Source organism: Sphingomonas panacisoli (assembly GCF_007859635.1).
In the GTDB taxonomy this organism is placed as follows: domain Bacteria; phylum Pseudomonadota; class Alphaproteobacteria; order Sphingomonadales; family Sphingomonadaceae; genus Sphingomonas; species Sphingomonas panacisoli.
The window spans coordinates 1,443,502-1,462,809 of the sequence record NZ_CP042306.1; the positions used below are offsets into that span (position 1 = coordinate 1,443,502).

General features: G+C 65.6%; 27 protein-coding genes, 1 tRNA gene and 1 pseudogene. 7 read left to right on the forward strand and 22 right to left on the reverse strand.

Annotated elements, in window-relative coordinates; translation table 11 throughout:
* Positions 1-18: 18 nt before the first annotated feature.
* Both FPZ24_RS07320 and FPZ24_RS07325 read right to left on the reverse strand, forming a co-directional pair.
* Positions 19-2,280 (reverse strand): patatin-like protein, encoded by a 2,262-nt coding sequence (locus FPZ24_RS07320; RefSeq protein WP_186729193.1) that lies wholly within the window; start codon positions 2,278-2,280, stop codon positions 19-21.
* Positions 2,281-2,300: 20 nt separating this feature from the next.
* Entirely contained in the window at positions 2,301-2,996 is a 696-nt protein-coding gene (locus tag FPZ24_RS07325; protein ID WP_146570626.1) for an endonuclease/exonuclease/phosphatase family protein, read from the reverse strand.
* A gap of 65 nt (positions 2,997-3,061) precedes the next feature.
* Between FPZ24_RS07325 and FPZ24_RS07330 the strand changes: the two genes are divergently transcribed.
* A complete protein-coding gene (locus tag FPZ24_RS07330; protein ID WP_146570628.1) occupies positions 3,062-3,424 on the forward strand; it encodes a ribose-phosphate pyrophosphokinase in 363 nt (120 codons plus the stop codon).
* On the opposite strand, the gene FPZ24_RS07335 is transcribed toward FPZ24_RS07330, so the two are convergent.
* The 4 genes from FPZ24_RS07335 to FPZ24_RS07350 all read right to left on the reverse strand — a co-directional run bounded on the left by FPZ24_RS07335 (position 3,425) and on the right by FPZ24_RS07350 (position 6,030).
* Positions 3,425-3,500 (reverse strand) — tRNA-Thr (locus tag FPZ24_RS07335).
* Between the two features lie 17 nt (positions 3,501-3,517).
* Complete coding sequence (locus FPZ24_RS07340) at positions 3,518-4,384, reverse strand: hypothetical protein (RefSeq protein WP_146570630.1); 867 nt, start codon at positions 4,382-4,384, stop codon at positions 3,518-3,520.
* Positions 4,368-4,721 carry an MmcQ/YjbR family DNA-binding protein gene (locus FPZ24_RS07345; RefSeq protein WP_146570632.1) on the reverse strand — a complete coding sequence of 118 codons (354 nt, stop codon included), beginning with the start codon at positions 4,719-4,721 and terminating at the stop codon, positions 4,368-4,370. Before FPZ24_RS07345 ends, FPZ24_RS07340 begins: the two co-directional genes overlap by 17 nt.
* A complete protein-coding gene (locus tag FPZ24_RS07350) occupies positions 4,714-6,030 on the reverse strand; it encodes a replication-associated recombination protein A (protein WP_146570634.1) in 1,317 nt (438 codons plus the stop codon). The genes FPZ24_RS07345 and FPZ24_RS07350 overlap by 8 nt, the downstream gene beginning before the upstream one ends.
* A gap of 228 nt (positions 6,031-6,258) precedes the next feature.
* Between FPZ24_RS07350 and FPZ24_RS07355 the strand changes: the two genes are divergently transcribed.
* Positions 6,259-6,855 carry a PadR family transcriptional regulator gene (locus tag FPZ24_RS07355; protein ID WP_420853393.1) on the forward strand — a complete coding sequence of 199 codons (597 nt, stop codon included), beginning with the start codon at positions 6,259-6,261 and terminating at the stop codon, positions 6,853-6,855.
* A gap of 151 nt (positions 6,856-7,006) precedes the next feature.
* Positions 7,007-7,327 (forward strand): DUF2218 domain-containing protein, encoded by a 321-nt coding sequence (locus FPZ24_RS07360; RefSeq protein ID WP_146570636.1) that lies wholly within the window; start codon positions 7,007-7,009, stop codon positions 7,325-7,327.
* A 4-nt stretch (positions 7,328-7,331) separates the two neighbouring features.
* On the opposite strand, the gene FPZ24_RS07365 is transcribed toward FPZ24_RS07360, so the two are convergent.
* The 11 genes from FPZ24_RS07365 to FPZ24_RS17110 form a co-directional block, all read right to left on the reverse strand.
* Positions 7,332-7,511: a hypothetical protein gene (locus FPZ24_RS07365; RefSeq protein ID WP_146570638.1), complete on the reverse strand. Its 180-nt coding sequence runs from the start codon at positions 7,509-7,511 to the stop codon at positions 7,332-7,334.
* Between the two features lie 60 nt (positions 7,512-7,571).
* A complete protein-coding gene (locus tag FPZ24_RS07370) occupies positions 7,572-7,979 on the reverse strand; it encodes a SufE family protein (RefSeq protein ID WP_146570640.1) in 408 nt (135 codons plus the stop codon).
* Between the two features lie 107 nt (positions 7,980-8,086).
* On the reverse strand, positions 8,087-8,335 hold the full coding sequence (locus tag FPZ24_RS07375; protein ID WP_146570642.1) for a hypothetical protein: 249 nt from the start codon (positions 8,333-8,335) through the stop codon (positions 8,087-8,089).
* Positions 8,336-8,367: 32 nt separating this feature from the next.
* Positions 8,368-8,634 (reverse strand): hypothetical protein, encoded by a 267-nt coding sequence (locus tag FPZ24_RS07380; RefSeq protein ID WP_146570644.1) that lies wholly within the window; start codon positions 8,632-8,634, stop codon positions 8,368-8,370.
* A gap of 26 nt (positions 8,635-8,660) precedes the next feature.
* Entirely contained in the window at positions 8,661-8,786 is a 126-nt protein-coding gene (locus tag FPZ24_RS17770; RefSeq protein ID WP_275669363.1) for a hypothetical protein, read from the reverse strand.
* A gap of 10 nt (positions 8,787-8,796) precedes the next feature.
* On the reverse strand, positions 8,797-9,066 hold the full coding sequence (locus FPZ24_RS07385; RefSeq protein WP_146570646.1) for a hypothetical protein: 270 nt from the start codon (positions 9,064-9,066) through the stop codon (positions 8,797-8,799).
* 15 nt (positions 9,067-9,081) lie between these two features.
* Positions 9,082-9,357 (reverse strand): hypothetical protein, encoded by a 276-nt coding sequence (locus FPZ24_RS07390; protein WP_146574274.1) that lies wholly within the window; start codon positions 9,355-9,357, stop codon positions 9,082-9,084.
* A 65-nt stretch (positions 9,358-9,422) separates the two neighbouring features.
* On the reverse strand, positions 9,423-9,800 hold the full coding sequence (gene pspC, locus FPZ24_RS07395) for an envelope stress response membrane protein PspC (protein ID WP_146570649.1): 378 nt from the start codon (positions 9,798-9,800) through the stop codon (positions 9,423-9,425).
* A 1-nt stretch (position 9,801) separates the two neighbouring features.
* A complete protein-coding gene (gene pspB / locus FPZ24_RS07400; protein WP_146570651.1) occupies positions 9,802-10,071 on the reverse strand; it encodes an envelope stress response membrane protein PspB in 270 nt (89 codons plus the stop codon).
* A gap of 1 nt (position 10,072) precedes the next feature.
* A complete protein-coding gene (gene pspA / locus FPZ24_RS07405) occupies positions 10,073-10,741 on the reverse strand; it encodes a phage shock protein PspA (RefSeq protein ID WP_146570653.1) in 669 nt (222 codons plus the stop codon).
* A gap of 86 nt (positions 10,742-10,827) precedes the next feature.
* Positions 10,828-10,974 (reverse strand): hypothetical protein, encoded by a 147-nt coding sequence (locus FPZ24_RS17110; RefSeq protein WP_186729124.1) that lies wholly within the window; start codon positions 10,972-10,974, stop codon positions 10,828-10,830.
* Between the two features lie 170 nt (positions 10,975-11,144).
* On the opposite strand from FPZ24_RS17110, the gene pspF reads away from it, so the two are divergent.
* From pspF to FPZ24_RS07420, 3 genes are all read left to right on the forward strand, one after another.
* Complete coding sequence (gene pspF / locus FPZ24_RS07410) at positions 11,145-12,161, forward strand: phage shock protein operon transcriptional activator (RefSeq protein WP_146570655.1); 1,017 nt, start codon at positions 11,145-11,147, stop codon at positions 12,159-12,161.
* A 72-nt stretch (positions 12,162-12,233) separates the two neighbouring features.
* Complete coding sequence (locus tag FPZ24_RS07415; protein ID WP_146570657.1) at positions 12,234-12,728, forward strand: hypothetical protein; 495 nt, start codon at positions 12,234-12,236, stop codon at positions 12,726-12,728.
* 168 nt (positions 12,729-12,896) lie between these two features.
* The gene (locus FPZ24_RS07420) at positions 12,897-13,508 is read left to right on the forward strand and encodes a superoxide dismutase (RefSeq protein ID WP_146570660.1); all 612 of its coding nucleotides are present in this window, start codon (positions 12,897-12,899) and stop codon (positions 13,506-13,508) included.
* Positions 13,509-13,631: 123 nt separating this feature from the next.
* Here the strand turns inward: FPZ24_RS07420 and FPZ24_RS07425 are convergent, their stop codons facing one another.
* The 4 genes and pseudogenes from FPZ24_RS07425 to mtaB form a co-directional block, all read right to left on the reverse strand.
* Entirely contained in the window at positions 13,632-13,979 is a 348-nt protein-coding gene (locus tag FPZ24_RS07425) for an endonuclease domain-containing protein (RefSeq protein ID WP_146570662.1), read from the reverse strand.
* 307 nt (positions 13,980-14,286) lie between these two features.
* Positions 14,287-14,997 (reverse strand): inner membrane-spanning protein YciB, encoded by a 711-nt coding sequence (locus tag FPZ24_RS07430; RefSeq protein ID WP_146570664.1) that lies wholly within the window; start codon positions 14,995-14,997, stop codon positions 14,287-14,289.
* Entirely contained in the window at positions 14,994-15,929 is a 936-nt protein-coding gene (gene ftsY / locus FPZ24_RS07435) for a signal recognition particle-docking protein FtsY (protein WP_146570666.1), read from the reverse strand. Before ftsY ends, FPZ24_RS07430 begins: the two co-directional genes overlap by 4 nt.
* A pseudogene (gene mtaB, locus FPZ24_RS07440) lies at positions 15,926-17,150 on the reverse strand (tRNA (N(6)-L-threonylcarbamoyladenosine(37)-C(2))-methylthiotransferase MtaB). Before mtaB ends, ftsY begins: the two are co-directional and overlap by 4 nt.
* On the opposite strand from mtaB, the gene FPZ24_RS07445 reads away from it, so the two are divergent.
* The gene (locus FPZ24_RS07445; protein ID WP_146570668.1) at positions 17,149-17,727 is read left to right on the forward strand and encodes a DUF924 family protein; all 579 of its coding nucleotides are present in this window, start codon (positions 17,149-17,151) and stop codon (positions 17,725-17,727) included. The pseudogene mtaB and the gene FPZ24_RS07445 sit on opposite strands and share 2 nt — an antisense overlap.
* Here the strand turns inward: FPZ24_RS07445 and FPZ24_RS07450 are convergent.
* Positions 17,702-19,303 (reverse strand): putative bifunctional diguanylate cyclase/phosphodiesterase, encoded by a 1,602-nt coding sequence (locus FPZ24_RS07450; RefSeq protein ID WP_146570670.1) that lies wholly within the window; start codon positions 19,301-19,303, stop codon positions 17,702-17,704. The two genes, FPZ24_RS07445 and FPZ24_RS07450, sit on opposite strands and share 26 nt — an antisense overlap.
* Positions 19,304-19,308: the final 5 nt, after the last annotated feature.

Consider the following 19,308-nt stretch of genomic DNA (forward strand, 5'->3'; position numbering starts at 1 on the left):
GGGAGCGTTTGGCCAGCCTCAGCCCACTTCCTTGCGCAACGCCTCGATCAGTCCGGGCACGGCGGTCAGCCGCTCTTCCTCCTCGTCCAAAATCGCATGGAAGGCCTGGCGCTTGATCGCCGCGACCCGGCCCGGCTTCATCCGCGCGCGTGGCGGCAGCGCGGAGACGACGATGTCGATCATCCGCTCGGCGCCGTGGAGGCGGCCCCACAGATAATCGTTCTCGCGATAGGCACGGCTGAAGAACGCGCCGAAATCGTTGAATTGGATACCCTTCAGCGTCGCCTCGGCACCGCCCCGACGGATCGCGCCGGCATCTTCCGGCGAAATGCGGTCGACTTTGATCGGGTCGAACTCGTCGAGCCCTTCGCCCTGGAGCAGGGGCAGGGTCGCGACGTCGAAGAACGGGAAGCCGAGATAGGCGAGGAGGAGCGGGCGCTTGACGCTCTTGGTCATGCCCTCGAACGCGGCGGCCATCTTGATGTCGGTCTCGTCGTCGAGCCCGCGCAGGTTGAGCGAGTCGGCAAGCGCTTCGAGCAGCGGTTCGGCGTCGTTGCGCATCGATCGGACGGTACGACGCAGCTTGGCATGCGCGTCGGTGCGTTTGGCCTCCAGGTAGCCGGCGAGCGCGTCGTAGATCGCCTCGCGTGCCGCGGCGAGTTCCGCCTCGCTCAGTTCGTCCTCCAGCTCGGCCAGCCGCCGAGCGACCAGCCGCAACCGGCGGATGCGGAAGCCGAGGTCGAACGAGCGCAGGAACAGGATCGCCGATGGGCTCGCCTTGCCCGCGAAGGTCAGCCCGCCGTCCATCGCCTGGATCGCGCCCTCCACGGCGTGGCGGATGCGGTGCAGCCGTTCGGGCGCGAGCTCGCCGCCGACCGAATGGAGCAGGTTCGCGATCAGATCGACTACGCCCGCGACCTTGAGGTGACCATAGGCGGCATAGCCGAAGCCCGATTTGGCGGCTGCCGCGTTCTGCGCCTTGGCCCGCCATGCGCCGAGCCGCGCGGGCGTGGGGGAATCGAGGAACAGCGTGTAGCCGAACAGCGATTCGATCTGTGACTCGACCTCGGGTCGGATCGACCGCGTGATCGCGCGCATGCGGTCGATGCGTTCGCTCCGCTCGCGGATCGCCTCCAGATTGTCGCGAATCGGTTGCTGGCGGGGGATTTCGGAGATCGCGCCGATGATCGTCTGGAAGAAGCCGGGCGTCGTCGCCGCCGTCGCGCCGAACTGGAAGCTCGCGCCGGGCGAGGGGTCGATATAGATGAAGCGCCGATCGACCTCGCGCTTGGCTGGGCGTTCGCGCAAGGCATCCATCGCCGGGCGGAACGGCGCATTGACCAGCACCGAGCCGTCGATCAGCACCGCACTCTCGACCGCGTTGACCGCATGCTGGCGCGGCAGCGCGCGTTCGAGGAACGCGCTGCGATTCGGCCAGGACAGGCTGCGTTGCTCGAGTACGCGGTCGAGTTCCCCGACCGAGAAGGGCGGGAACGCCCCCGGAAAGCTCGACGTAGCCCGCGCGGCGAAGGTCAGTTCGGCCGGATCGGCGAACGCGCCGGTGCCGTGGTCGCTGAACGGAATGATCAGGCGATGCTCGGTCTCGACCACTTCAGCGGGCGAGTGCAGTTCGAGCCGTTCGGGATGGCCGCGGAAATCGGTGACGGTGACGAACAGGTCGAGCGGCTGGCCGTTGGGGAGCAACCGCCCGTCGCCGCCAGCCGCGTGCATCGCCTCCAGCGCGTCGATGATCAAATTGACGAAGCGCTCGCCCCCGAACGGCGGCTCGAACCAGCGCGAGCGGACGAAATGCGCGAGCTTCGCCTTCACCTCGGCCCGCGCGCCCGCCTCGACCAGTTCGTCGATCCGCGCCGCGCCGCGCTTCTGCGCCATCCACGCGATCGGCAGCGCCCATTGCTTGGTCCAGATATGGCGCGGCGCCTGGTTGGGATCGATCAGTGCCTCGATATCGGCGGAATCGAGCCATAGCTTTGTCAGCGGTTCCAGGCTCTGCCCGGTCGCGATCGCCTGCGACAGGAACACGCCGTTGATCCCGCCCGCACTGGCCCCCGCGATGATGTCGGGCAGGACACGCAGCCGCAGATCGGCTTCCTCCGCGATCTCGCCCAGCAGATCGTGATAGACGCGTTCGATCGGGTGCAGCGCCGGCGGGTCGTCGGCGTGGAACGCGCGCGACGCCCGCGCCAGACGCCAGATCTCCTTGGTGATGCCGTGCATGTACACCGCCAGGCTGATCCCGCCGTAGCAGACCAGCGCCATGCGCAGTTCCTTCTCCCGCCTCACGCGGATTCGATCCTGGCCCAGATCGGCAGATGGTCGGACGCGGTGCGCGATGCGGGCGAGTGGTGCACGCCGCAGTCGGCGATCTTGAGCTCGGGCGAGGCCATGATCCGGTCGAGCCGCCCGACCGGCCGCCGCGCGTGAAAGCTCGGCCCTGTCGCCGCGATCGTGAAGCGCTTGGCGAAGTCTTTCAGGCACCCCGAATGCCGGGTCCATTCGTTGAGGTCGCCCATCATCACCGTCGGCAATCGGTCCGTGCTGGCGTCGAGATGCGCGATAATCGCATCGGCCTGGCGCCGCCGCATCAATCCGGACAAATCGAGGTGCATCCCGACGATCCGCACGCGTTCGCCGTTGACGCGCAGGTCGGCCATCACCGCGCCGCGCGGCTCAAGCGTAGGCAGGTGGATCGCCTCGCAGTCGGTAATCGTGGAATCCTTGCGCACCAGCAGCACATTGCCGTGCCATCCGCTTGAATGCTCGCGCTTGCCGAACGGCACCGCCTTCCACGGCGAATGATCTTCGAGGTGATGTGGCGCTAGGATCGCCGCGCGTCGCCCGAACCGGCGATCGGCCTCCTGCAGCGCGATCACGTCGGCATCGATCTCGCGGAGCACCTGGAGGATGCGATCGGGACTGCGAATGCGGTCGGTCCCGATCCCCTTGCGGATGTTATAGCTCGCGACCTTGATCATGTGAGCGTGCGTAACGTCCTCGGCATGGTGCGGGTTGCGTGTAAGCCGCGTATTGGGGGCGGGCAATGACCGACTCATCGATCGCCGACGTCGCCCGCGTGCGCGCTCTGCTGGTGGAAGCGGCGCGCGAGGGACGGGCGATGAGCTATTCCGAACTACTCGGCGCGCTGGGGCATCGTTTCACGCGTCCCAAGATGCGCGCGATGTGCAAGACGCTCGATATTATCGACGAAGCGGCGATCGTGGCGGGCGAACCCGAACTGGCGGTGCTGGTCGTGCGGGAGTCGGATCGCTTGCCGGGGCAGGGCTGGTGGGGCGGCGCGCGGGCGTTCGTGCTGGGCTATGATGGACCGTGGACCGGGCCGCGTGCCGCGAAGCTGGTACGCGAGCAGCAGCAGGTCGCGTTCGATTATTGGGCGGATCGGTGATGGTGCCGGTTGCAGGAATCGAACCCGCGACCTTCGGTTTACAAAACCGCTGCTCTACCAGCTGAGCTAAACCGGCACGGCGGTCCCAATGCGTCAGGCGACGCCGAAGGTCCAGCCCTCGGTTCGGGCGATTTCGGGTGTCAATTGCGCGGGAGCCCACAATTCGGGCCGTCCAGCATTGGCGCGCATCCATGCCGACGCGAGGATGGCATCGGTCGAATGGTCGTCATATCTCGCGAGCGGGGTGTGTGGGCGCGTGTGCAACGCGGCCAGTGCTTCGTCGAGGGCCTCGGGGGTACGCAGCTTGCTCAAGCCCTTGCGCAACCCCGCCGCCCGCGCGGCGATCGCGGTGTAGATTTCGACGATCGTCATGCCCGACGCCGGCGCCGGATCGAACGGCCAGACCGGCACGCGGCCGTCGAGATGGTGGAGCAGGCGCATGCCGGCGAAGCTCGCTTTTGCGACCTGTGCCGCGCCGATCGCGTCGTAGACCGTTGTCGCCTTGCCGAACCCTGCAGCGTTGTGGATCGCCTCGGCGCGGCGGAAATGGAGGAATTTGGCTTTCTCGCCGTCCGCTGCACCGAGGTAGAAATGCGTGCCGCGCCGATTGTCGAGGAACGATGCCGCGCCCAGGTCCTCGTCCGGGCTGTTGGCGTCGACATAGGCCCAGAACGATTTTGCGTCCGTCTGCGTGCTCTCGCCGGGCAGAAACGCGCCGCGCTCGATGAACGGCGCGCAGAAACTCATGTCGAACCCGACCAGCATCGGTTCTGCGCGATGGGCCAGCAGCCATTCTAGGATCTCTGTCCGCGACCAAACGCCACCCGGCGGATCGATCAGCGTCGGCGCGGCGTCGCCTTCCTCGCACACCGCCAGCGCGATACCCCTGTGCCGGCTGCCCTTCGCGCCCGACCAGTCGATCGCGGCGAACGTCCGGAAATGGTCAGGGCCGCTCGCCAAACGCCGCCCGCTGCGCCTTCGACGCCTTGTCCCACCACGCGCGCTTGATGACGTTCCGAACCCGGTCGGGATCGCTCGATCCATACCGTACCAACAGCCCCGGCCAGCTTTCGTAATGCTTCGTTTGCCAGAAGGTGTCGGGGTCGGTTTCGAGCAGCAATTCCTTCTCGTGATGCGGGCTCGGCACGTGGAAGCTGTCGGGCTCGCGGCCGGGAGAGACGAACGCCTTCTTGTTCACCTTCGGGCACGGCGTACCGTAGAAGCTTTCCATGTACGTGTCGGGCAGGGTCAGCGCGAACACGACGACCTGATCCCAGCTGTCGATCGTATCAGCCATCGCGCTTCCTCAACCCGTCCCAATACTCCAACCGCTCTCGGATGCGCTTCTCGAATCCGCGATCGGTCGGCGTGTAGAACGTCTGCGGCGCCATTTCCTCGGGCCAGTAATTGTCGCCCGAAAAGCCATGCTCGGTATCGGGATCGTAGGTATAGCCCTTGCCGTAGCCGATATCCTTCATCAGCTTGGTCGGCGCGTTCAGGATGTTCTGCGGCGGCATCAGCGAGCCGGTTTCCTTCGCCGATTTCCATGCCGCGCCCATCGCCTTGTAGCTCGACACCGATTTGGGCGCGGTCGCGAGGTACAGGCACGCCTGGACCAGCGCGAGCTCACCCTCCGGCGAGCCGAGGAAATCGTAGGTGTCCTTGGCGGCGATGCATTGGACCAGTGCGTTCGGGTCGGCGAGGCCGATATCCTCGACCGCCATCCGCACCAGCCGGCGCAACACGTAGAGCGGCTCCTCGCCCGCGGTCAGCATCCGTGCGAGGTAATAGAGCGCCGCCTGCGGATCGCTGCCGCGCACCGCTTTGTGCAAGGCGCTGATCAGGTTGTAATGCCCCTCGCGATCCTTGTCGTAGACGGCGACGCGGCGCTGCAGGAACGCGCCGAGCCCGGCGGGGTCGAGCGGTTCGGGCAGGTCGACCGAAAACAAGGTCTCGACCTGGTTGAGCAGGAAACGCCCGTCGCCATCGGCGCTCGCGACCATCGCGTCGCGGGCTTCGGGGGTGAGGGGGAGAGGGCGGCCTTCCAATTCCTCGGCGCGGTCGAGCAATTTGGACAAGGCGGCATGGCCCAGCCGGTGGAGGATCAGCACCTGCGCGCGGCTGAGCACAGCGGCGTTGAGTTCGAAGCTGGGGTTCTCGGTGGTCGCGCCGACCAAGGTGACCGTGCCGTCCTCGACATAGGGTAGGAAGCCGTCCTGCTGCGCGCGGTTGAAGCGGTGGATCTCGTCCACGAACAGCAACGTCCGCTTGCCGACGCGCGCGTGCTCGCGTGCCTCGGCGAACGCCTTCTTGAGGTCGGCGACACCCGAAAACACCGCGCTGATCGCGACGAAGCGCAACCCCACCGCATCGGCGAGCAGCCGCGCGATCGTCGTCTTGCCGGTGCCGGGCGGGCCCCACAGGATCATCGACGACAGCCGGCCCGCCGCGACCATTCGCCCGATCGCGCCGTCAGGGCCGGTGAGGTGCTCCTGGCCGACGACGTCCGCCAGCTTCTGCGGGCGCAATTTGTCGGCGAGCGGGGCGTTCTCATGGATCGTGTCGGGAGCGGCTTCGGGTTCGAAACCGGCGAAGAGGTCGGCCATGTAGGGAAGATAGGCGTTCGGTCAGGGAAATCCCACCCCCACATCACCCCGGCCTTGAGCCGGGGTCCCGCTTTTCCGGCCACCAGCAGTTAGCGGGACCCCGGCTCAAGGCCGGGGTGACGAATATATAGAGCAAAGCTGATCTCAAAAACTTTATAAGATATATCTTGACGCAATCGAGCTGCGATATATCTTAGAGCCATCGTGATACAGAAAGGATTTCCACGAATGTTCTATTATTTCGAAAACCGGGGGCGCCACGGCTGCCACCCCGGCATGCGTGAAGCGATGCGCGGCGGCTGGGGTCACCATGCCCGCCATTGGGGCGGTCGCGGTGAGCGCGGCGGGCGCGGCGAGGGTCGCTCGCGACGCATGTTCGACGGCGGCGAGCTGCGGCTCGTGCTACTCAAGCTGATCGCCGACGAACCCCGCCACGGCTACGACCTGATCCGCGAGATCGAGGGCCTGACCGGCGGCGCCTATGCCCCGAGCCCCGGCGTCGTCTATCCGACGCTGACCATGCTCGACGACATGGGCTTCATCGCGCAGCAGCAGAGCGAGGGCGCGAAGAAGGCGTTCGCGATCACCGACGCCGGCACCGCCGAACTCGACGCCAATAAGGAGCTGGTCGATACGTTGATCGCGCGCCTGACGTCGCTCGGCGAGGAGCGGCAGAAGACCGATTCCACCTCGGTCCGCCGCGCGATGGGCAACCTTCGCGAGGTGTTGGTCAATCGGCTGCGTTCGGGCGACGTCGATGACGATGTGCTGCACCAGGTCGTCGGCCTGATCGACGAAGCCGCGCAGAAGATCGAGCGGCTGTAAGCATCAATCCCTCTCCCATTGGGAGAGGGGCAAGGCGCGTAAGCGCCGCGGGGTGAGGGTAGCGTGCGATCCACTCTCGACCCTCACCCTCCCGCCGCTCTACGAGCGGCTCCTGCCCTCTCCCCATGGCAGAGGGATTTGAAGGAACCCCATGACCATTTCCTCGATCGCCAAGGTGCCGACCGCGAGTGCGAGCAAATATCTCCAGCAGCTATGCAAGCACTGGCAGCACAACCTGACCGTTGAATTCACCGCCGATCACGGCACCGTGGCTTTTCCGAAAGATGCGCGCGGCGCGGACTGGCCGGGCGACGCGCTGGTCACGTTCGATGCGGTCGCCGACGCGCTCGACGTGCGGATCGACGCGAGTGCCGAAGGTCAGCTCGACGCGCTGAAAGGCGCGGTGGCGCGCCATCTCGACCGCTTCGCCTTCCGCGAGGCGCCGCTGACGTTCGATTGGCAACCGGTTTGAGCGATCAGGCCGAATGCTGCGCGATGATTGCCGCGATCTCTTCCATCTTGCCGACCACGAGCAACGAGTCGCCGCCAACCATGCCGATCTTGGTCTGGCCGTTTTCGTCGTTGCGCAGATAGGCGATGTTCTGCAGCGCGACCAAATAGTCGCCGCCGCGCGAATGGATGGGAACGAGTTGCACGGTTGATCTCCAGGACTGGCGATTTGCCTAGTCCGGCGAACCTCTTTTTGGCGTTAACGCTCAGGCGGCGTAGCGCTCCGCCGTCGCGCGGATCAACGCGATCATGTTGGGGATGCCCTGCGTGCGGTTCGAACTGAGCTGGTTGCGGAGGTCGAACGGCGCCAGCGCGGCGTCGATATCGGTCGCCAGGATGTCGGCGGGCCGACGGCCCTGCACCGCCGTCAGCACCAGCGCGATGATGCCCTTCGTGATCGCCGCGTTGCTGTCGGCGAGAAAGTGGAGCGTGCCGTCATCGCGGCGGGTGGGATAGACCCAGACCGAGGCGGAACAGCCACGGACCAGAGTGGCGTCGGTCTTGAGCGGTTCCGGCATGTCCTCGAGGCTGCGGCCCAGGTCGATCAGCAATCGATAGCGGTCGTCGGCGTCGAGGAATTCGTATTCGTCTTGTAGGTCGGCGAAGTCGCGCATGGCGGCGCTATAGCGTATCTTCCATTCCCGTCACCCCAGCGAAAGCTGGGGTCTCGGGCGAGTGAACCTGCGGCCCGAGATGCCAGCTTGCGCTGGCATGACGGAGCTTAGAGATCCACCCCCGACGCGATCGCTTCGAGCTTGCGGATGCGTTCCTTGAGGTCCGCGATCTCGATCCGGGCGCTGGCGTTGGGCAGGCTCGGGCCGTCGGCCTGGGCATGCTCGCCGAACGCGTGCAGTTCGCGTTCCTTGAGCGCCAGCCAGCCTCGCCAGCCGGCGAGCGCGGCCATGCAGACCATGCCGAGTCCGGCCAGGCTCGCGCCCGCCATTGCGAAGTACAAATTGGGGTCGGTCATGACAGACGTCTCCATTTGAAAGGGCGGCCGCGTCAGCGGTCGGTGTCGCGCAGCTTCTCGATCTCGCGGTCGAGGGTGCTGCTGGTGTTGGTGTCGGTGATCACGCGTTCCAGAACGGCGATCCGTTCCTTCAGCCCGCGAATGTCCTCGCGCAGTTGGCGGTTCTCGGCCGCCGCCGCGTCATTGCGCAGGCTGAATTCGTTACCCTGGTTGTCGCGGCCGACGCCCATCCTGGCGCGGATGATCCCGCCGATGGTGACGATGGCGACGATCGCGATGACCATTTCGAAGGGGTTCATGGGGAGGGTCCCTTGGCTCGAAGTCGTTATTCGGCGGGTTGGATCTGCGCGTCGCGCATCGCGCGGCGGCGGGGGCGATCGACCCGTTCGGTCAGCCACACCGCGATGCCCGTAGGGATCGCGATGATGACGGTGAAGATAATCAGTCCCATCGTATTTTCCTCAGTTCAGCGGCGCGGGTTCGTCGCGCAGCTTTTCGATTTCTTCCGCGACGTCGATGCCGCGATCGGTGACGATGCGTTCGAGTACCCGCATCCGTTGTTCGAGCCGTTCGGTCTGCGCCGCGTACTGCGCGGCTTTTTCGGCGACCTTGTCGGCCTGGAGTTCCAGCTGGCGCTGGCGGTAGGCGAACCAGGGCTTGACGTAGACGCCGCCGAAGATCGCGAGCAGGCCGCAGCTGATGCCCAGGATCGGAATGATAAGGGGGCTCATGGTCTAATCCTTCCTTCAGTCGCGGGTGCGGAGGTCTTCGATTTCGCGGCTGACGCGCTCGGCGGGATCGGTGGCGATCCGTTCGAGTACCCGCAGCCGTTCCTCGAGGCGGCCGATCTGGCCGGTCAGGCGCTCATTCTCGCTCGACAACAGTTCGATCTTGCGCTGTGCCTCGATGTCGCTGCCGTCGTTGCCACCGCGGAAGCGGTTGCGGCGGCTGGAGCGATCCTCGAGCGGCAGGCCGTGCTTGGCCCGGATCGACATCTTGATAATCCCACCGAAGATGCCCATCGCGATGATCGCCAGGACGAAGAGTTGACCGTCGTGCACTGTCTTTCTCCCTTGTCAGCCGCGGCTCAGCGCAGGCTGTCGATTTCGTCGGCCAGCCGGCTGTTGCGGCTGGTGTAGAGGGTCTCGATGTCGGCGAGCCGGCGGTCGAGATCGCGGAACTTGGAGCGGACCTCGGCGGTCGAGCGCGACGGATTGGTGCGCACGCCCTGCCAGAACTTCGCATCCTCGGCGTCTTCGTACAGGCCGTGCGGCTTGCAGGGGGCGACCCAGGCGGTGATGAAGTAGGCGGGGATGACCCAGCCCGAGGTGATCAGCGCCAGGACCACGGTGCCGACGCGAACCATCGTCACATCGATGCCGGTATAGTCGGCGATCCCTGCGCACACCCCGAGGAACTTCTTGTTCTGCTTGTCGAGGTAGAATTTGGTACGGCTGGCGGACATCTCAGTTCCTCCGGGTGGTAAAGTCGGTGGGATCGGCGGCGAGCGGCATGCTCGTCTTCCAATCGGGGTGGTCGGCGGCAACGATGCGTTCGACCGTCGAAACGCGATCTTCGAGGCGGCGAGCGAGCGAGTAGAGCTCGTCGAGCAGCTTCTCGTCCTCGTTCGTGATCTTCGGTGCTTGCTTCCATTTCGTGACGTAGTGGAAGATCAGCCAGGGCAGGCCGATGAACAGCATCCCGACGATCATGACGGGCAGCAGAAACTCGTCCATCTTACGACCCCTTCTTCATGCGGGCCTTGAGCGCGGCGAGCTCGGCATCGACCTTCTCGGACGCCTTCAGCTCGGCCATCTCTTCTTCCAGCGTCTTGGGCTCGGCACCCAGGCCGGCGGCCTCGGCGCGACCCTCGGCGAGGTCGACATGACGTTCGAGAATGTCGAAGCGCGAGAAGGCGTCCTGCGTGCGGCTGGCCGAATAGACCTCGCGCAGCTTGAAGCGGTTGTTGGCGCTTTCCAGCCGGGTCGCGATCGAGCTCTGGCGGTTGCGCGCCTCGCTCAGCTTCTTCTGCAGCTTGGCGATGTCTTCCTCGGACCCGCGCAGCGCGTCGTCGAGAACGGTGACCTGGCTGGTCAGCTCGGCGATCATGTCGGTCGCCTTCTGGCGCTCGACCAACGCGGCCTTGGCCAGGTCCTCGCGATCCTTCGACAGCGCCAGTTCGGCTTTCTCGGTCCAGCTTTCCTCGAGCTGGGCGAGCTTGCTCATGTGACGCCGCATCTCCTTCTGGTCGGCGATGGTGCGCGCGGCGGAGGCGCGAACCTCGACCAGCGTTTCTTCCATCTCCAGGATGATCATGCGGATCATCTTCGCCGGATCTTCCGCCTTATCGAGAAGGTCGGTGAAGTTGGCGGCGATGATGTCGCGGGTTCGCGAAAAAATGCCCATGTTGAAGTTACTCCTCGGAATTTACGCTTTACTCGGTGGGGTTGCCGGGGCGGGCAGCAAGGGGGAAACCCGCCCGGCAGTGGCCGTTACGCCCGGGGGGCGGCGGCGACCTGGGTCGGTTGAGCCTGGGCGACTGCCGGGCCGAGCGCCGCCATCATCAGCGACGAACCGCAAACCAGCGTGCTGACGACCACCACGAAAGTGCGGCCCAGACCGTTCGAAAAGTTGTTCATTGTACTAGCTCCCTAGAATTTCGGTGCGCCTCGATTGGCGTTGCTGGAGTAATTGCAGCTACCGTGCCAATTGCGAAAAACGGCGGAAAACTGCGGTTTTCGAACGAGACGTCACTCGACTTGGCGCATTCCGCTTGCCAACGGTTGGCAAAATACGCCAAGTCTTAGGGATGGAGCGTACGACGCACGTCATCGGCCAATCCGGCGCGTTCCTGGACGCGCTCGAACGCGCCAGCCGCGCGGCCGCGCTCGACCGTCCGGTGCTCGTGATCGGGGAGCGCGGGACGGGCAAGGAGCTGGTTGCCGAGCGCCTCCACCGCCTCAGCCCGCGCTGGGACCAGCCGCTGATCGTCATGAACTGCGCCGCACTGCCGGAGACGTTGATCGAGGCCGAACTGTTCGGACACGAAGCGGGCGCCTTTACCGGCGCGACCAAGGCTCGGGCGGGGCGGTTCGAGGAGGCCGATGGCGGCACCTTGTTCCTCGACGAGCTCGGTACGCTGTCGATGGCGGCGCAGGAACGGCTGCTGCGCGCGACCGAATATGGCGAGGTCACGCGGATCGGCGCCTCGCATCCGGTCCGGGTCGATGTGCGCATCGTCGCGGCCACCAACGAACATTTGCCGGAGAAGGTCGAGAAGAACCAGTTCCGCGCGGATTTGCTCGACCGATTGAGCTTCGAGGTGGTGACGCTGCCTCCCTTGCGCGCGCGACCGGGCGATGTCGGCGTGCTCGCCGATCATTTCGGGCGGCGCATGGCGGCGGAAATGGAGCGCGACTGGGAGGGTTTCTCGCCCGAGGCGATCGACGCGCTGATCGACTATCAATGGCCCGGCAACGTCCGCGAGTTGCGCAACGTCGTCGAACGCGCTGTCTATCGCTGGGAGCAGCCCGGCCCGATCGCACTGATCGAGTTCGATCCGTTCCAGTCGCCGCACCGCCCCGGCGCCGCGACAAGCGCGCAGCCTGTACCGGCGCCCGCGATGCCCGCGGCGCCCTCCGCAGGGCCGACCGAAGCCGAACCCGCCGACTTCAAATCCCGCGTGGCACGGTTCGAACGCGACGTGCTGGCCAAGGCGCTCGCCGCCAACCGCTTCAACCAGCGGCACACCGCCGACGCCCTCGGGCTGAGCTACGACCAGCTCCGCCATGCTCTTCGGCGGCACGACCTGCTTCCCGGCGGGTGACCGAAATATCCAATACGCCGCGCGGCGGCTATTGCATTGATCGGGCAGAATAACACGGGTGGGGTAACGGGGATGATGTTGAGTTTGGCGGCGGCGCTGAGCATGGCGATGGCGATGCCCATGGCGTCCGATGGTCCGGTCAAGAAATATGACGGCGGCTGGGATCTCTACAAGAACGACGACAATTGCGCGCTGCTGCGCTCCTATGCCGGCGACACCATCCTGCGCATCGCCTATTATCCGAAGGAAGACACCGCGCGCGTCTCGGTGATCGACGGCCAGCTGAAGGGCGTCGTCGACGGCGCCAGCTACAAGTTCCAGCTGTACTTCGTAAACGGCGAGAAGATCGACAAGGGGTGGGGCACGGTGAACTTCAAGGGCGTGAAGTTCCCCGATCTCGGCTCCGGCTACAAGTTCGCGGTCAGCGGCAAGACGTTCCTGGCGGACATGGGCAAGAACCGTCTGCTGGGGATCATGGACGGCGACGATGTCGTAGAAAGCCTTAAACTGGATTCGCTGTCCGACGCGCTCGTCGGACTGGAGGCGTGTTCGCTCGGCGTCGGCTGAGCTTTTTTCCGGGGGACGAAGGGGCGTCGCGTGGATCGTCCACGCGGCGCCCTTTTTGTATCGGCATGCGATGGAATCGCTTGCGCAACGACCCCGGCGGACCCATTTGGCGAGGACCGGCGTTTGCCCCTGCGAACCCCGACCATAGCCCCATGAAGGAGAAGCCCGATGGCTTTCGAACTCCCCCCGTTGCCGTACGCCTATGACGCGCTGGAACCGACCATCAACGAAGAGACGATGAAGTTCCACCACGACAAGCACCACGCGGCCTACACCGCCAAGCTCAACGAAGGCGTCGCCGCCGATCCCAAGCTGGAAGGCAAGTCGATCGAAGACATCCTCGGCATGATCTCGTCGCTGCCGCCGCTCGTGCGCAACAATGGCGGCGGCTATTGGAACCACGATTTCTTCTGGAAGATCATGGCGCCGGCCGGCTCGACGCAACCGTCTGGCAAGCTGAAGGACGCGATCGACGCCTATGGCGGGCTCGACAAGCTCAAGGAAGATTTCAACGGCAAGGGCGCCGGCCAGTTCGGGTCGGGCTGGGCGTGGGTCATCACCGATGCGTCGGGCGCGCTGAAGGTCACCTCGACTCCGAACCAGGACAACCCGCTGATGGACGACGCCAAGGACAAGGGCACCCCGGTCCTGGGCAACGACGTGTGGGAACACGCTTATTACCTGACCTATCGCAACGACCGGCCGGGCTACCTCAAGGCATGGTGGGACGTGGTGAACTGGGACGAGGCCGGGCGGCGGTACGACGCCGCGGTGGGCTGAGTTCGGCACCAGGTACGAAGGGCCTCGGCGATTGCCGGGGCCTTTTTCTCGTCGGCATTCGTCACGATCCTCCCCCGCCAGGGGGAGGTGGCAGGCGAAGCCTGACGGAGGGGGAGGAAGCGGTCAGCCCTCGCATCTGTCTTGCCGCTCCAGTGCGACAATGATGATCTGGCGCACGACCCCATCAAGGTTCGATAGCACGTCCGTCGCCGGATAGCGCAGTACTCGGACGCCCTGCGCAGCGAGCCATCGATCGCGCAGTTCATCTCGCTCGGGCCGGTCGCCCCGGTTGTGCGCTTCGCCATCGATCTCGATCGCCAGCCTCGCCGGCGCGCAATAGAAATCGAGAACATAGTTGCCCGCGTTATGTTGCTTGCGAAACCGCAGACCGGCTTCGTTGCGGCGGAGTGCCAGCCACAGGCCGATTCCGGTGGGGTCATTTGCTTGCGCAGACGTTTCGCGTTGCGTCATCCGCCTTCCGATCCATTGAGGCGCATCGCTTCCTCCCCCTCCGTCGCCTTCGGCGCCACCTCCCCCTGGCGGGGGAGGATGATAGTGTGCAAACGACTACCGACAGTTCAGCAGTCGCGAAGCTTGCAATGTTGGATTTCGTGGGTCAGCCTTGCCGGGCTCTTTGACATCGCAACGCCTCTGCCATCGTGCTCCTGCGAAAGCAGGAGGCCGGTGCCGCGTCCACTGCTCTATCTGGGTTCCTATTTCGCAGGACACGGCCCGCCGGCGACACCGCGCTAGTGTCACCCTGGTGTCAACTTAGCGCCTATTCCGGCGGCAATTCGCCGATCGCGGCGTCGGCGGCGTCGTTGCCCGTCTCCGCCATCAGGCCGTGCTTCAGCATCATCGGCACGTTGGCGAACGCGAACAGCATCGTCAGCGGGATTGCGCCCCACAGCTTGAACCCCGCCCAGAACGTGATCGGATCGCCGGCATTGGGCGCAGTCAGGCGCCACACGACCTCGTTGAGCGCGGCCATGAACAGGAAGAACAACGCCCAATTGCGCGTCACCTTGCGCCAGCCCTCGGCGCTCAACCCCGGATAGGCGGTGCCGAGCAATTGTTCGAGCAACGGCCGCCCGGTCAGCAGCCCGAACCCGAGCGTGCCGGAGAACAGCAGGTAGACGAAGGTCGGCTTCATCTTGATGAAGCTCGGGTCGTGGAAATAGACCGTCAGCCCGCCGAACACGACGACCAGCACGCCCGAAATCCACAGCATCGGGGAAATCGACCCGAGCCTGATCTGCGACACGATCATCGCGATCACGGTCGCGAGCATGAATGCCGTCGTCGCGACGATCACGCGCGCGATGACCAGCGCCTTGGCTGCTTCCATCGTGTCGAGCCCGTTGGTGACGGTCGCGACGATGCTCCTCAACGGCATGCTGGGCGCGAAGAAGGTGATCGCGACGAACACCAGCAACGGGGCATAGTCGATCGCAAGCCGCAGCCCGGCATTCTCTTTGGTCTTGGTCATTTCAGCAGTTCCTCGACCCCGGCGATGATCCGCGCAACCTCTTTCGGGTCGAACGGGCGGAGGTCGTCGATCTTCTCGCCGACGCCGATCGCGTGGATCGGCAGCCCGTATTTCTCCGCCGCCGCGACCAACACGCCGCCGCGCGCGGTGCCGTCGAGCTTGGTCATGACGAGCCCGGTGACCCCGGCGACTTCCTTGAACACCTCGATCTGGCTGAGTGCGTTCTGGCCGGTCGTCGCGTCGAGCACGAGCACGACGTCGTGCGGGGAGGCGGGGTTGATGCGGCCGAGCACGCGGCGGATCTTCGCCAGTTCGTCCATCAGTTCGCGCTTGTTCTGCAAGCGGCCGGCAGTGTCGACGATCAGCGCGTCGATGCCCTTGTCGGTCGCGCGCTTGACCGCTTCGAAGACGATTCCCGCAGCGTCGCCGCCTTCGGGGCCCTTGACCAGTTCGACGCCGACACGGTCGGCCCACGTCTGCAACTGTCCGATCGCCGCGGCGCGGAACGTGTCGCCCGCGGCGAGCATCACGCCGTAATCCTGTTCCTGCAGCAGGTGGGCGAGCTTGGCGATCGTCGTGGTCTTGCCCGATCCGTTGACGCCGATGACGAGCAGAACTTGGGGCCGCGGGAAAGCTTCGATCTCGAGCGGCTTGGCGACTTTGGCGAGCGTCTTCTCGATCTCTTCGGCGACGACCAGCCGGATGCCGAGCTCCTCCATATCGCGCTCGAAACTGCCCTCGGCGAGCCGGGCACGGATGCGGGCGGCGGTCTGGGGTCCGAGGTCGGACGCGATCAGTGCTTCCTCGATCTCGTCGAGCGTATCGTCGTCGAGCCGCGCGGTCCCAAGCCCCGCGAGGTTACCGACCAGCCGATCAGACGTCCGCTTGAAACCACCGAGCAGACGCTGGTGCCAGGAGGGGGAGGTGCTCATGCGGGTATGCTCAGATTGGCGGGCGTGATGGTCACGGGAACGATGTCACCTACGGCGTGAATACGGTCGAGCCGGATGTCGGCGAAGTTGGCGGTGTGGCCGCGGTCGCCGGGGGCTTCGACCAGGACATGTTGCGTGGTGCCGATTAGCGAACGCATCCACGCCGCCTTGCGCCGCGCGGCCGCCTCGCGGAGCCGGGCGGCGCGCTCGCGACTAACCGTCGGATCGACCTGCGGCATCCGCGCGGCGGGGAGTGCCAGCGCGGGGCGAGTAGGGGAAGATGTGCGCGTGGACGATGTCGCAATCGCCGATCAGCGCGAGGCTGTTGGCGGCCATCGCTTCGTCCTCGGTCGGGAAACCGGCGATCAGGTCGGCGCCGATCGCGATATCCGGCCGCGCGGTCTTGAGTCGCTCGACCAGGCGCACCGCGTCGGCGCGGGCGTGTCGGCGCTTCATCCGCTTGAGGATCATGTCGTCGCCCGCCTGCAGCGACAGATGGAGGTGCGGCATCACCCGCGCTTCCTCGGTCAGCAGCGCGAACAGGCGATCGTCGATCTCCGGCGCGTCGATCGACGACAGGCGAAGGCGGGGCAGGGTAGTGCGCGACAGGATGCGCTCGACCAGGCTGCCGAGCGTCGGCTGGCCGGGCAGATCGGCGCCATAGCTGGTCAGATCGACCCCGGTCAGCACGACCTCGTTCTTGCCCGCCGCCAGGACGCGCTCGATCGCCTCGATCACCGCGCCCGCAGGCGCCGACCGGCTCGGCCCACGCCCGAACGGGATCGCGCAGAAGGTGCAGCGATGGTCGCACCCATTCTGCACCTCGACGAACGCGCGCGACTGGTCGAGCGCGACCGCGAGGTGCGGCGCGATCTCGGTCACGCGCGCCATGTCGCGGACGATCAGTGCGTCGGATGCGGCCCACGCTTCGGGCAGCAACTTGTCGCTGTTGCCGATCACGCGATCGACTTCGGGCATCGCGGCGAAGCTCGCCGGATCGATTTGCGCCGCGCAGCCGGTCACCGCCAGCATCGCGCTGGGCCGCGCGCGGCGCGCCTTGCGGATCGCGGCGCGGGTCTGCTTGACGGCGGTGTTGGTCACCGCGCAACTGTTCACCACGACGACGTCGCGGTCGCCGAGCAAAGCGCGGATCGTTTCGCTCTCGGCGATGTTGAGACGGCACCCCAGGCTGATGACCTCGGGCTGCGAAAGAGACGACATGGCGGGTGATCTAGAGGTGAGTGCGAGCCAAGTCCACGACAAGGCGAGAGAGGTGCTGCACTTCTGGCTGGACGAGACACCGACGGAGAAGCGGTTCGCCAAGGACGAAGAACTCGATGCCGAGATCCGCGAGCGGTTCGGGGCGCTACGCGACGCGGTGTTGGCGAGTGACGCGAAGGGCTGGACCGACGATCCGGTGGACCTGCTCGGCGCGATCATCCTGCTCGACCAATTCTCCCGCAACATGCATCGCGACACGCTGCGCGCGTTCGAAGCCGACAAACTGGCGCTTCGGTTAGCCAAGGAGGCCGTCGCCAAGGGTTGGGACCTGGGAATGACCGGGCTGGAGCGACAGTTCGTCTATTTGCCGTTCGAACATTCCGAACGGATGGACGATCAGCGCGAGAGCGTGCGGCTGTTCACCGATCTCGGCGACGCGGAGACGTTACGCTACGCGCATGCCCACAAGGCCGTGATCGACCGCTTCGGCCGCTTCCCGTCGCGCAATGCCGCACTCGGGCGTGCATCGACGCCCGAGGAAGAAGACTATCTCAGCCAGCCAGGCGCCGGCTGGTAACGGGCTCTTCGACCTCGTCGAACCGCGTCGTCACGAGCAGTCGCCGCTCCTCGAGCAGCCGCCGCGCATCCGCCGCAGACCGCGGGCGGCCGAAGCAATAGCCCTGACCACGCGCGCAGCCGAGCGACCGCAGCCGTTCCTCGGCCGCCTTGTCCTCGATTCCCTCCGCGGTGATCGACAGGTTAAGGCTTTCGCCCAGCCGGGTGATCGCGTTGACGATCGCGGCGCTTTCCGGGTTCTGGTTGATCGACATGACGAAGCTCTTGTCGATCTTGATCCGGTCGAACGGCAGCGCGCGCAGGTGCGCGAGGCTCGAATAGCCCGTCCCGAAATCGTCGAGCGCCAGCTTTATCCCCTGGTTCTTCAGGCTGCCGATGATCGACTGCGCCAGCGCCATGTTCTCGAACAATGCGCTCTCGGTGATCTCGACTTCGAGGCGGCTCGGCGGGAAGCCGGTTTCGGTCAACAGCTTGATGATCTTTTGCGCCAGCCACGCATCCTTGAGCTGCCATGGCGACACGTTGACCGCGAGCGTCAGGTCGGGGTGCCAGTCGCGCGCCGCAGCGAACGCCTGACGCATGACCGTCATCGACAGGTCGGCGATCATGCCGGTTTCCTCGGCGATCGATACGAAATGCTCGGCCTCGACCAGGCCGCGCTGCGGATGTTCCCAGCGCGCCAATACCTCGAACCCGACCAGACGACCGGTGGTCATGTCGATCTGCTGGTCGAAATAGGGGACGATCTCGCCGCGCGGGATGGCGGCGCGGAGCGATCCTTCCATCTCGTTGCGGGCCTGCAGTTCGCGCTCCATCGACACGTCGAACCACGCGTGGCGGTTCCGGCCGGCATTCTTGGCGGCGTAGAGCGCGATGTCGGCGGCGCGGAGCAACGCGTCGATCGATGGGCAATTGGCGTCGCTGCGCGCGATCCCGATCGAGGCAGTGATGCTGAGGTGCAGGCCGTCGATATGGAATGGCTGGCTCATGCGCGACACCAGGCGTTCGACGATGCGCTCGACGCTGTCGGGATTGCCGGGATCGAACAGCATCGTGCAGGCGAATTCGTCGCCCCCAAACCGCGCGAGCAGTGCAGATTCGGGCAGCACCACGGCGATTTCCTCGGCGACCGCGCGCAACAGCGAATCGCCGACGCTGTGGCCGTGCATGTCGTTGACCGTCTTGAAATGGTCGAGGTCCAGCATCATCAGCGCCACCGCCTTGTTGCGGCGTTCGGCGCGCAGCATCATCGCGGCGCCTTCCTCGGCCAAGCTGCGGCGGTTAAGATAGCCGGTCAGCGGATCCTTCGACGCGAGCAATGTCGCGCGCTCCTCAGCCGCGGCGCGTTCCAGCACTTGGCGGGTGAGCTCGCGGTGACGGCGCCAGCCGAACAGGATCAGCGCGACGTTGAGCAGCAGCGCGATGATCAGCGTCTGGTCGTTACCGCCTTTGCCCGCCAGATAGTTGGTCACGATCATCGACAGCGCGGCACTCCCCGTGCCGACGAACATGATGATCGCGGCGACCGTGATCGCGCCACCCAACAAATCACGCCGGGCCGTGGCCGGTTCGCTCATGCAAC

What these genes read in the sequence shown, in the direction of transcription:
- FPZ24_RS07425 (WP_146570662.1), bottom strand. Translation starts at nt 13,979, where the DNA reads ATGACGCAACGCGAAACGTCTGCGCAAGCAAATGACCCCACCGGAATC.
- pspB (WP_146570651.1), bottom strand. Translation starts at nt 10,071, where the DNA reads ATGGACGAGTTTCTGCTGCCCGTCATGATCGTCGGGATGCTGTTCATC.
- FPZ24_RS07345 (WP_146570632.1), bottom strand. Translation starts at nt 4,721, where the DNA reads ATGGCTGATACGATCGACAGCTGGGATCAGGTCGTCGTGTTCGCGCTG.
- pspC (WP_146570649.1), bottom strand. Translation starts at nt 9,800, where the DNA reads ATGTCCGCCAGCCGTACCAAATTCTACCTCGACAAGCAGAACAAGAAG.
- FPZ24_RS07320 (WP_186729193.1), bottom strand. Translation starts at nt 2,280, where the DNA reads ATGGCGCTGGTCTGCTACGGCGGGATCAGCCTGGCGGTGTACATGCAC.
- FPZ24_RS07350 (WP_146570634.1), bottom strand. Translation starts at nt 6,030, where the DNA reads ATGGCCGACCTCTTCGCCGGTTTCGAACCCGAAGCCGCTCCCGACACG.
- FPZ24_RS07385 (WP_146570646.1), bottom strand. Translation starts at nt 9,066, where the DNA reads ATGAGCCCCCTTATCATTCCGATCCTGGGCATCAGCTGCGGCCTGCTC.
- FPZ24_RS07430 (WP_146570664.1), bottom strand. Translation starts at nt 14,997, where the DNA reads ATGACCAAGACCAAAGAGAATGCCGGGCTGCGGCTTGCGATCGACTAT.
- FPZ24_RS07420 (WP_146570660.1), top strand. Translation starts at nt 12,897, where the DNA reads ATGGCTTTCGAACTCCCCCCGTTGCCGTACGCCTATGACGCGCTGGAA.
- FPZ24_RS07450 (WP_146570670.1), bottom strand. Translation starts at nt 19,303, where the DNA reads ATGAGCGAACCGGCCACGGCCCGGCGTGATTTGTTGGGTGGCGCGATC.
- pspF (WP_146570655.1), top strand. Translation starts at nt 11,145, where the DNA reads ATGGAGCGTACGACGCACGTCATCGGCCAATCCGGCGCGTTCCTGGAC.
- FPZ24_RS07370 (WP_146570640.1), bottom strand. Translation starts at nt 7,979, where the DNA reads ATGCGCGACTTCGCCGACCTACAAGACGAATACGAATTCCTCGACGCC.
- FPZ24_RS07355 (WP_420853393.1), top strand. Translation starts at nt 6,259, where the DNA reads ATGTTCTATTATTTCGAAAACCGGGGGCGCCACGGCTGCCACCCCGGC.
- pspA (WP_146570653.1), bottom strand. Translation starts at nt 10,741, where the DNA reads ATGGGCATTTTTTCGCGAACCCGCGACATCATCGCCGCCAACTTCACC.
- ftsY (WP_146570666.1), bottom strand. Translation starts at nt 15,929, where the DNA reads ATGAGCACCTCCCCCTCCTGGCACCAGCGTCTGCTCGGTGGTTTCAAG.
- FPZ24_RS17110 (WP_186729124.1), bottom strand. Translation starts at nt 10,974, where the DNA reads ATGAACAACTTTTCGAACGGTCTGGGCCGCACTTTCGTGGTGGTCGTC.
- FPZ24_RS07330 (WP_146570628.1), top strand. Translation starts at nt 3,062, where the DNA reads ATGACCGACTCATCGATCGCCGACGTCGCCCGCGTGCGCGCTCTGCTG.
- FPZ24_RS07380 (WP_146570644.1), bottom strand. Translation starts at nt 8,634, where the DNA reads ATGAACCCCTTCGAAATGGTCATCGCGATCGTCGCCATCGTCACCATC.
- FPZ24_RS07445 (WP_146570668.1), top strand. Translation starts at nt 17,149, where the DNA reads ATGGCGGGTGATCTAGAGGTGAGTGCGAGCCAAGTCCACGACAAGGCG.
- FPZ24_RS07390 (WP_146574274.1), bottom strand. Translation starts at nt 9,357, where the DNA reads ATGGGCATCTTCGGTGGGATTATCAAGATGTCGATCCGGGCCAAGCAC.
- FPZ24_RS07325 (WP_146570626.1), bottom strand. Translation starts at nt 2,996, where the DNA reads ATGATCAAGGTCGCGAGCTATAACATCCGCAAGGGGATCGGGACCGAC.
- FPZ24_RS07375 (WP_146570642.1), bottom strand. Translation starts at nt 8,335, where the DNA reads ATGACCGACCCCAATTTGTACTTCGCAATGGCGGGCGCGAGCCTGGCC.
- FPZ24_RS07415 (WP_146570657.1), top strand. Translation starts at nt 12,234, where the DNA reads ATGATGTTGAGTTTGGCGGCGGCGCTGAGCATGGCGATGGCGATGCCC.
- FPZ24_RS17770 (WP_275669363.1), bottom strand. Translation starts at nt 8,786, where the DNA reads ATGGGACTGATTATCTTCACCGTCATCATCGCGATCCCTACGGGCATC.
- FPZ24_RS07360 (WP_146570636.1), top strand. Translation starts at nt 7,007, where the DNA reads ATGACCATTTCCTCGATCGCCAAGGTGCCGACCGCGAGTGCGAGCAAA.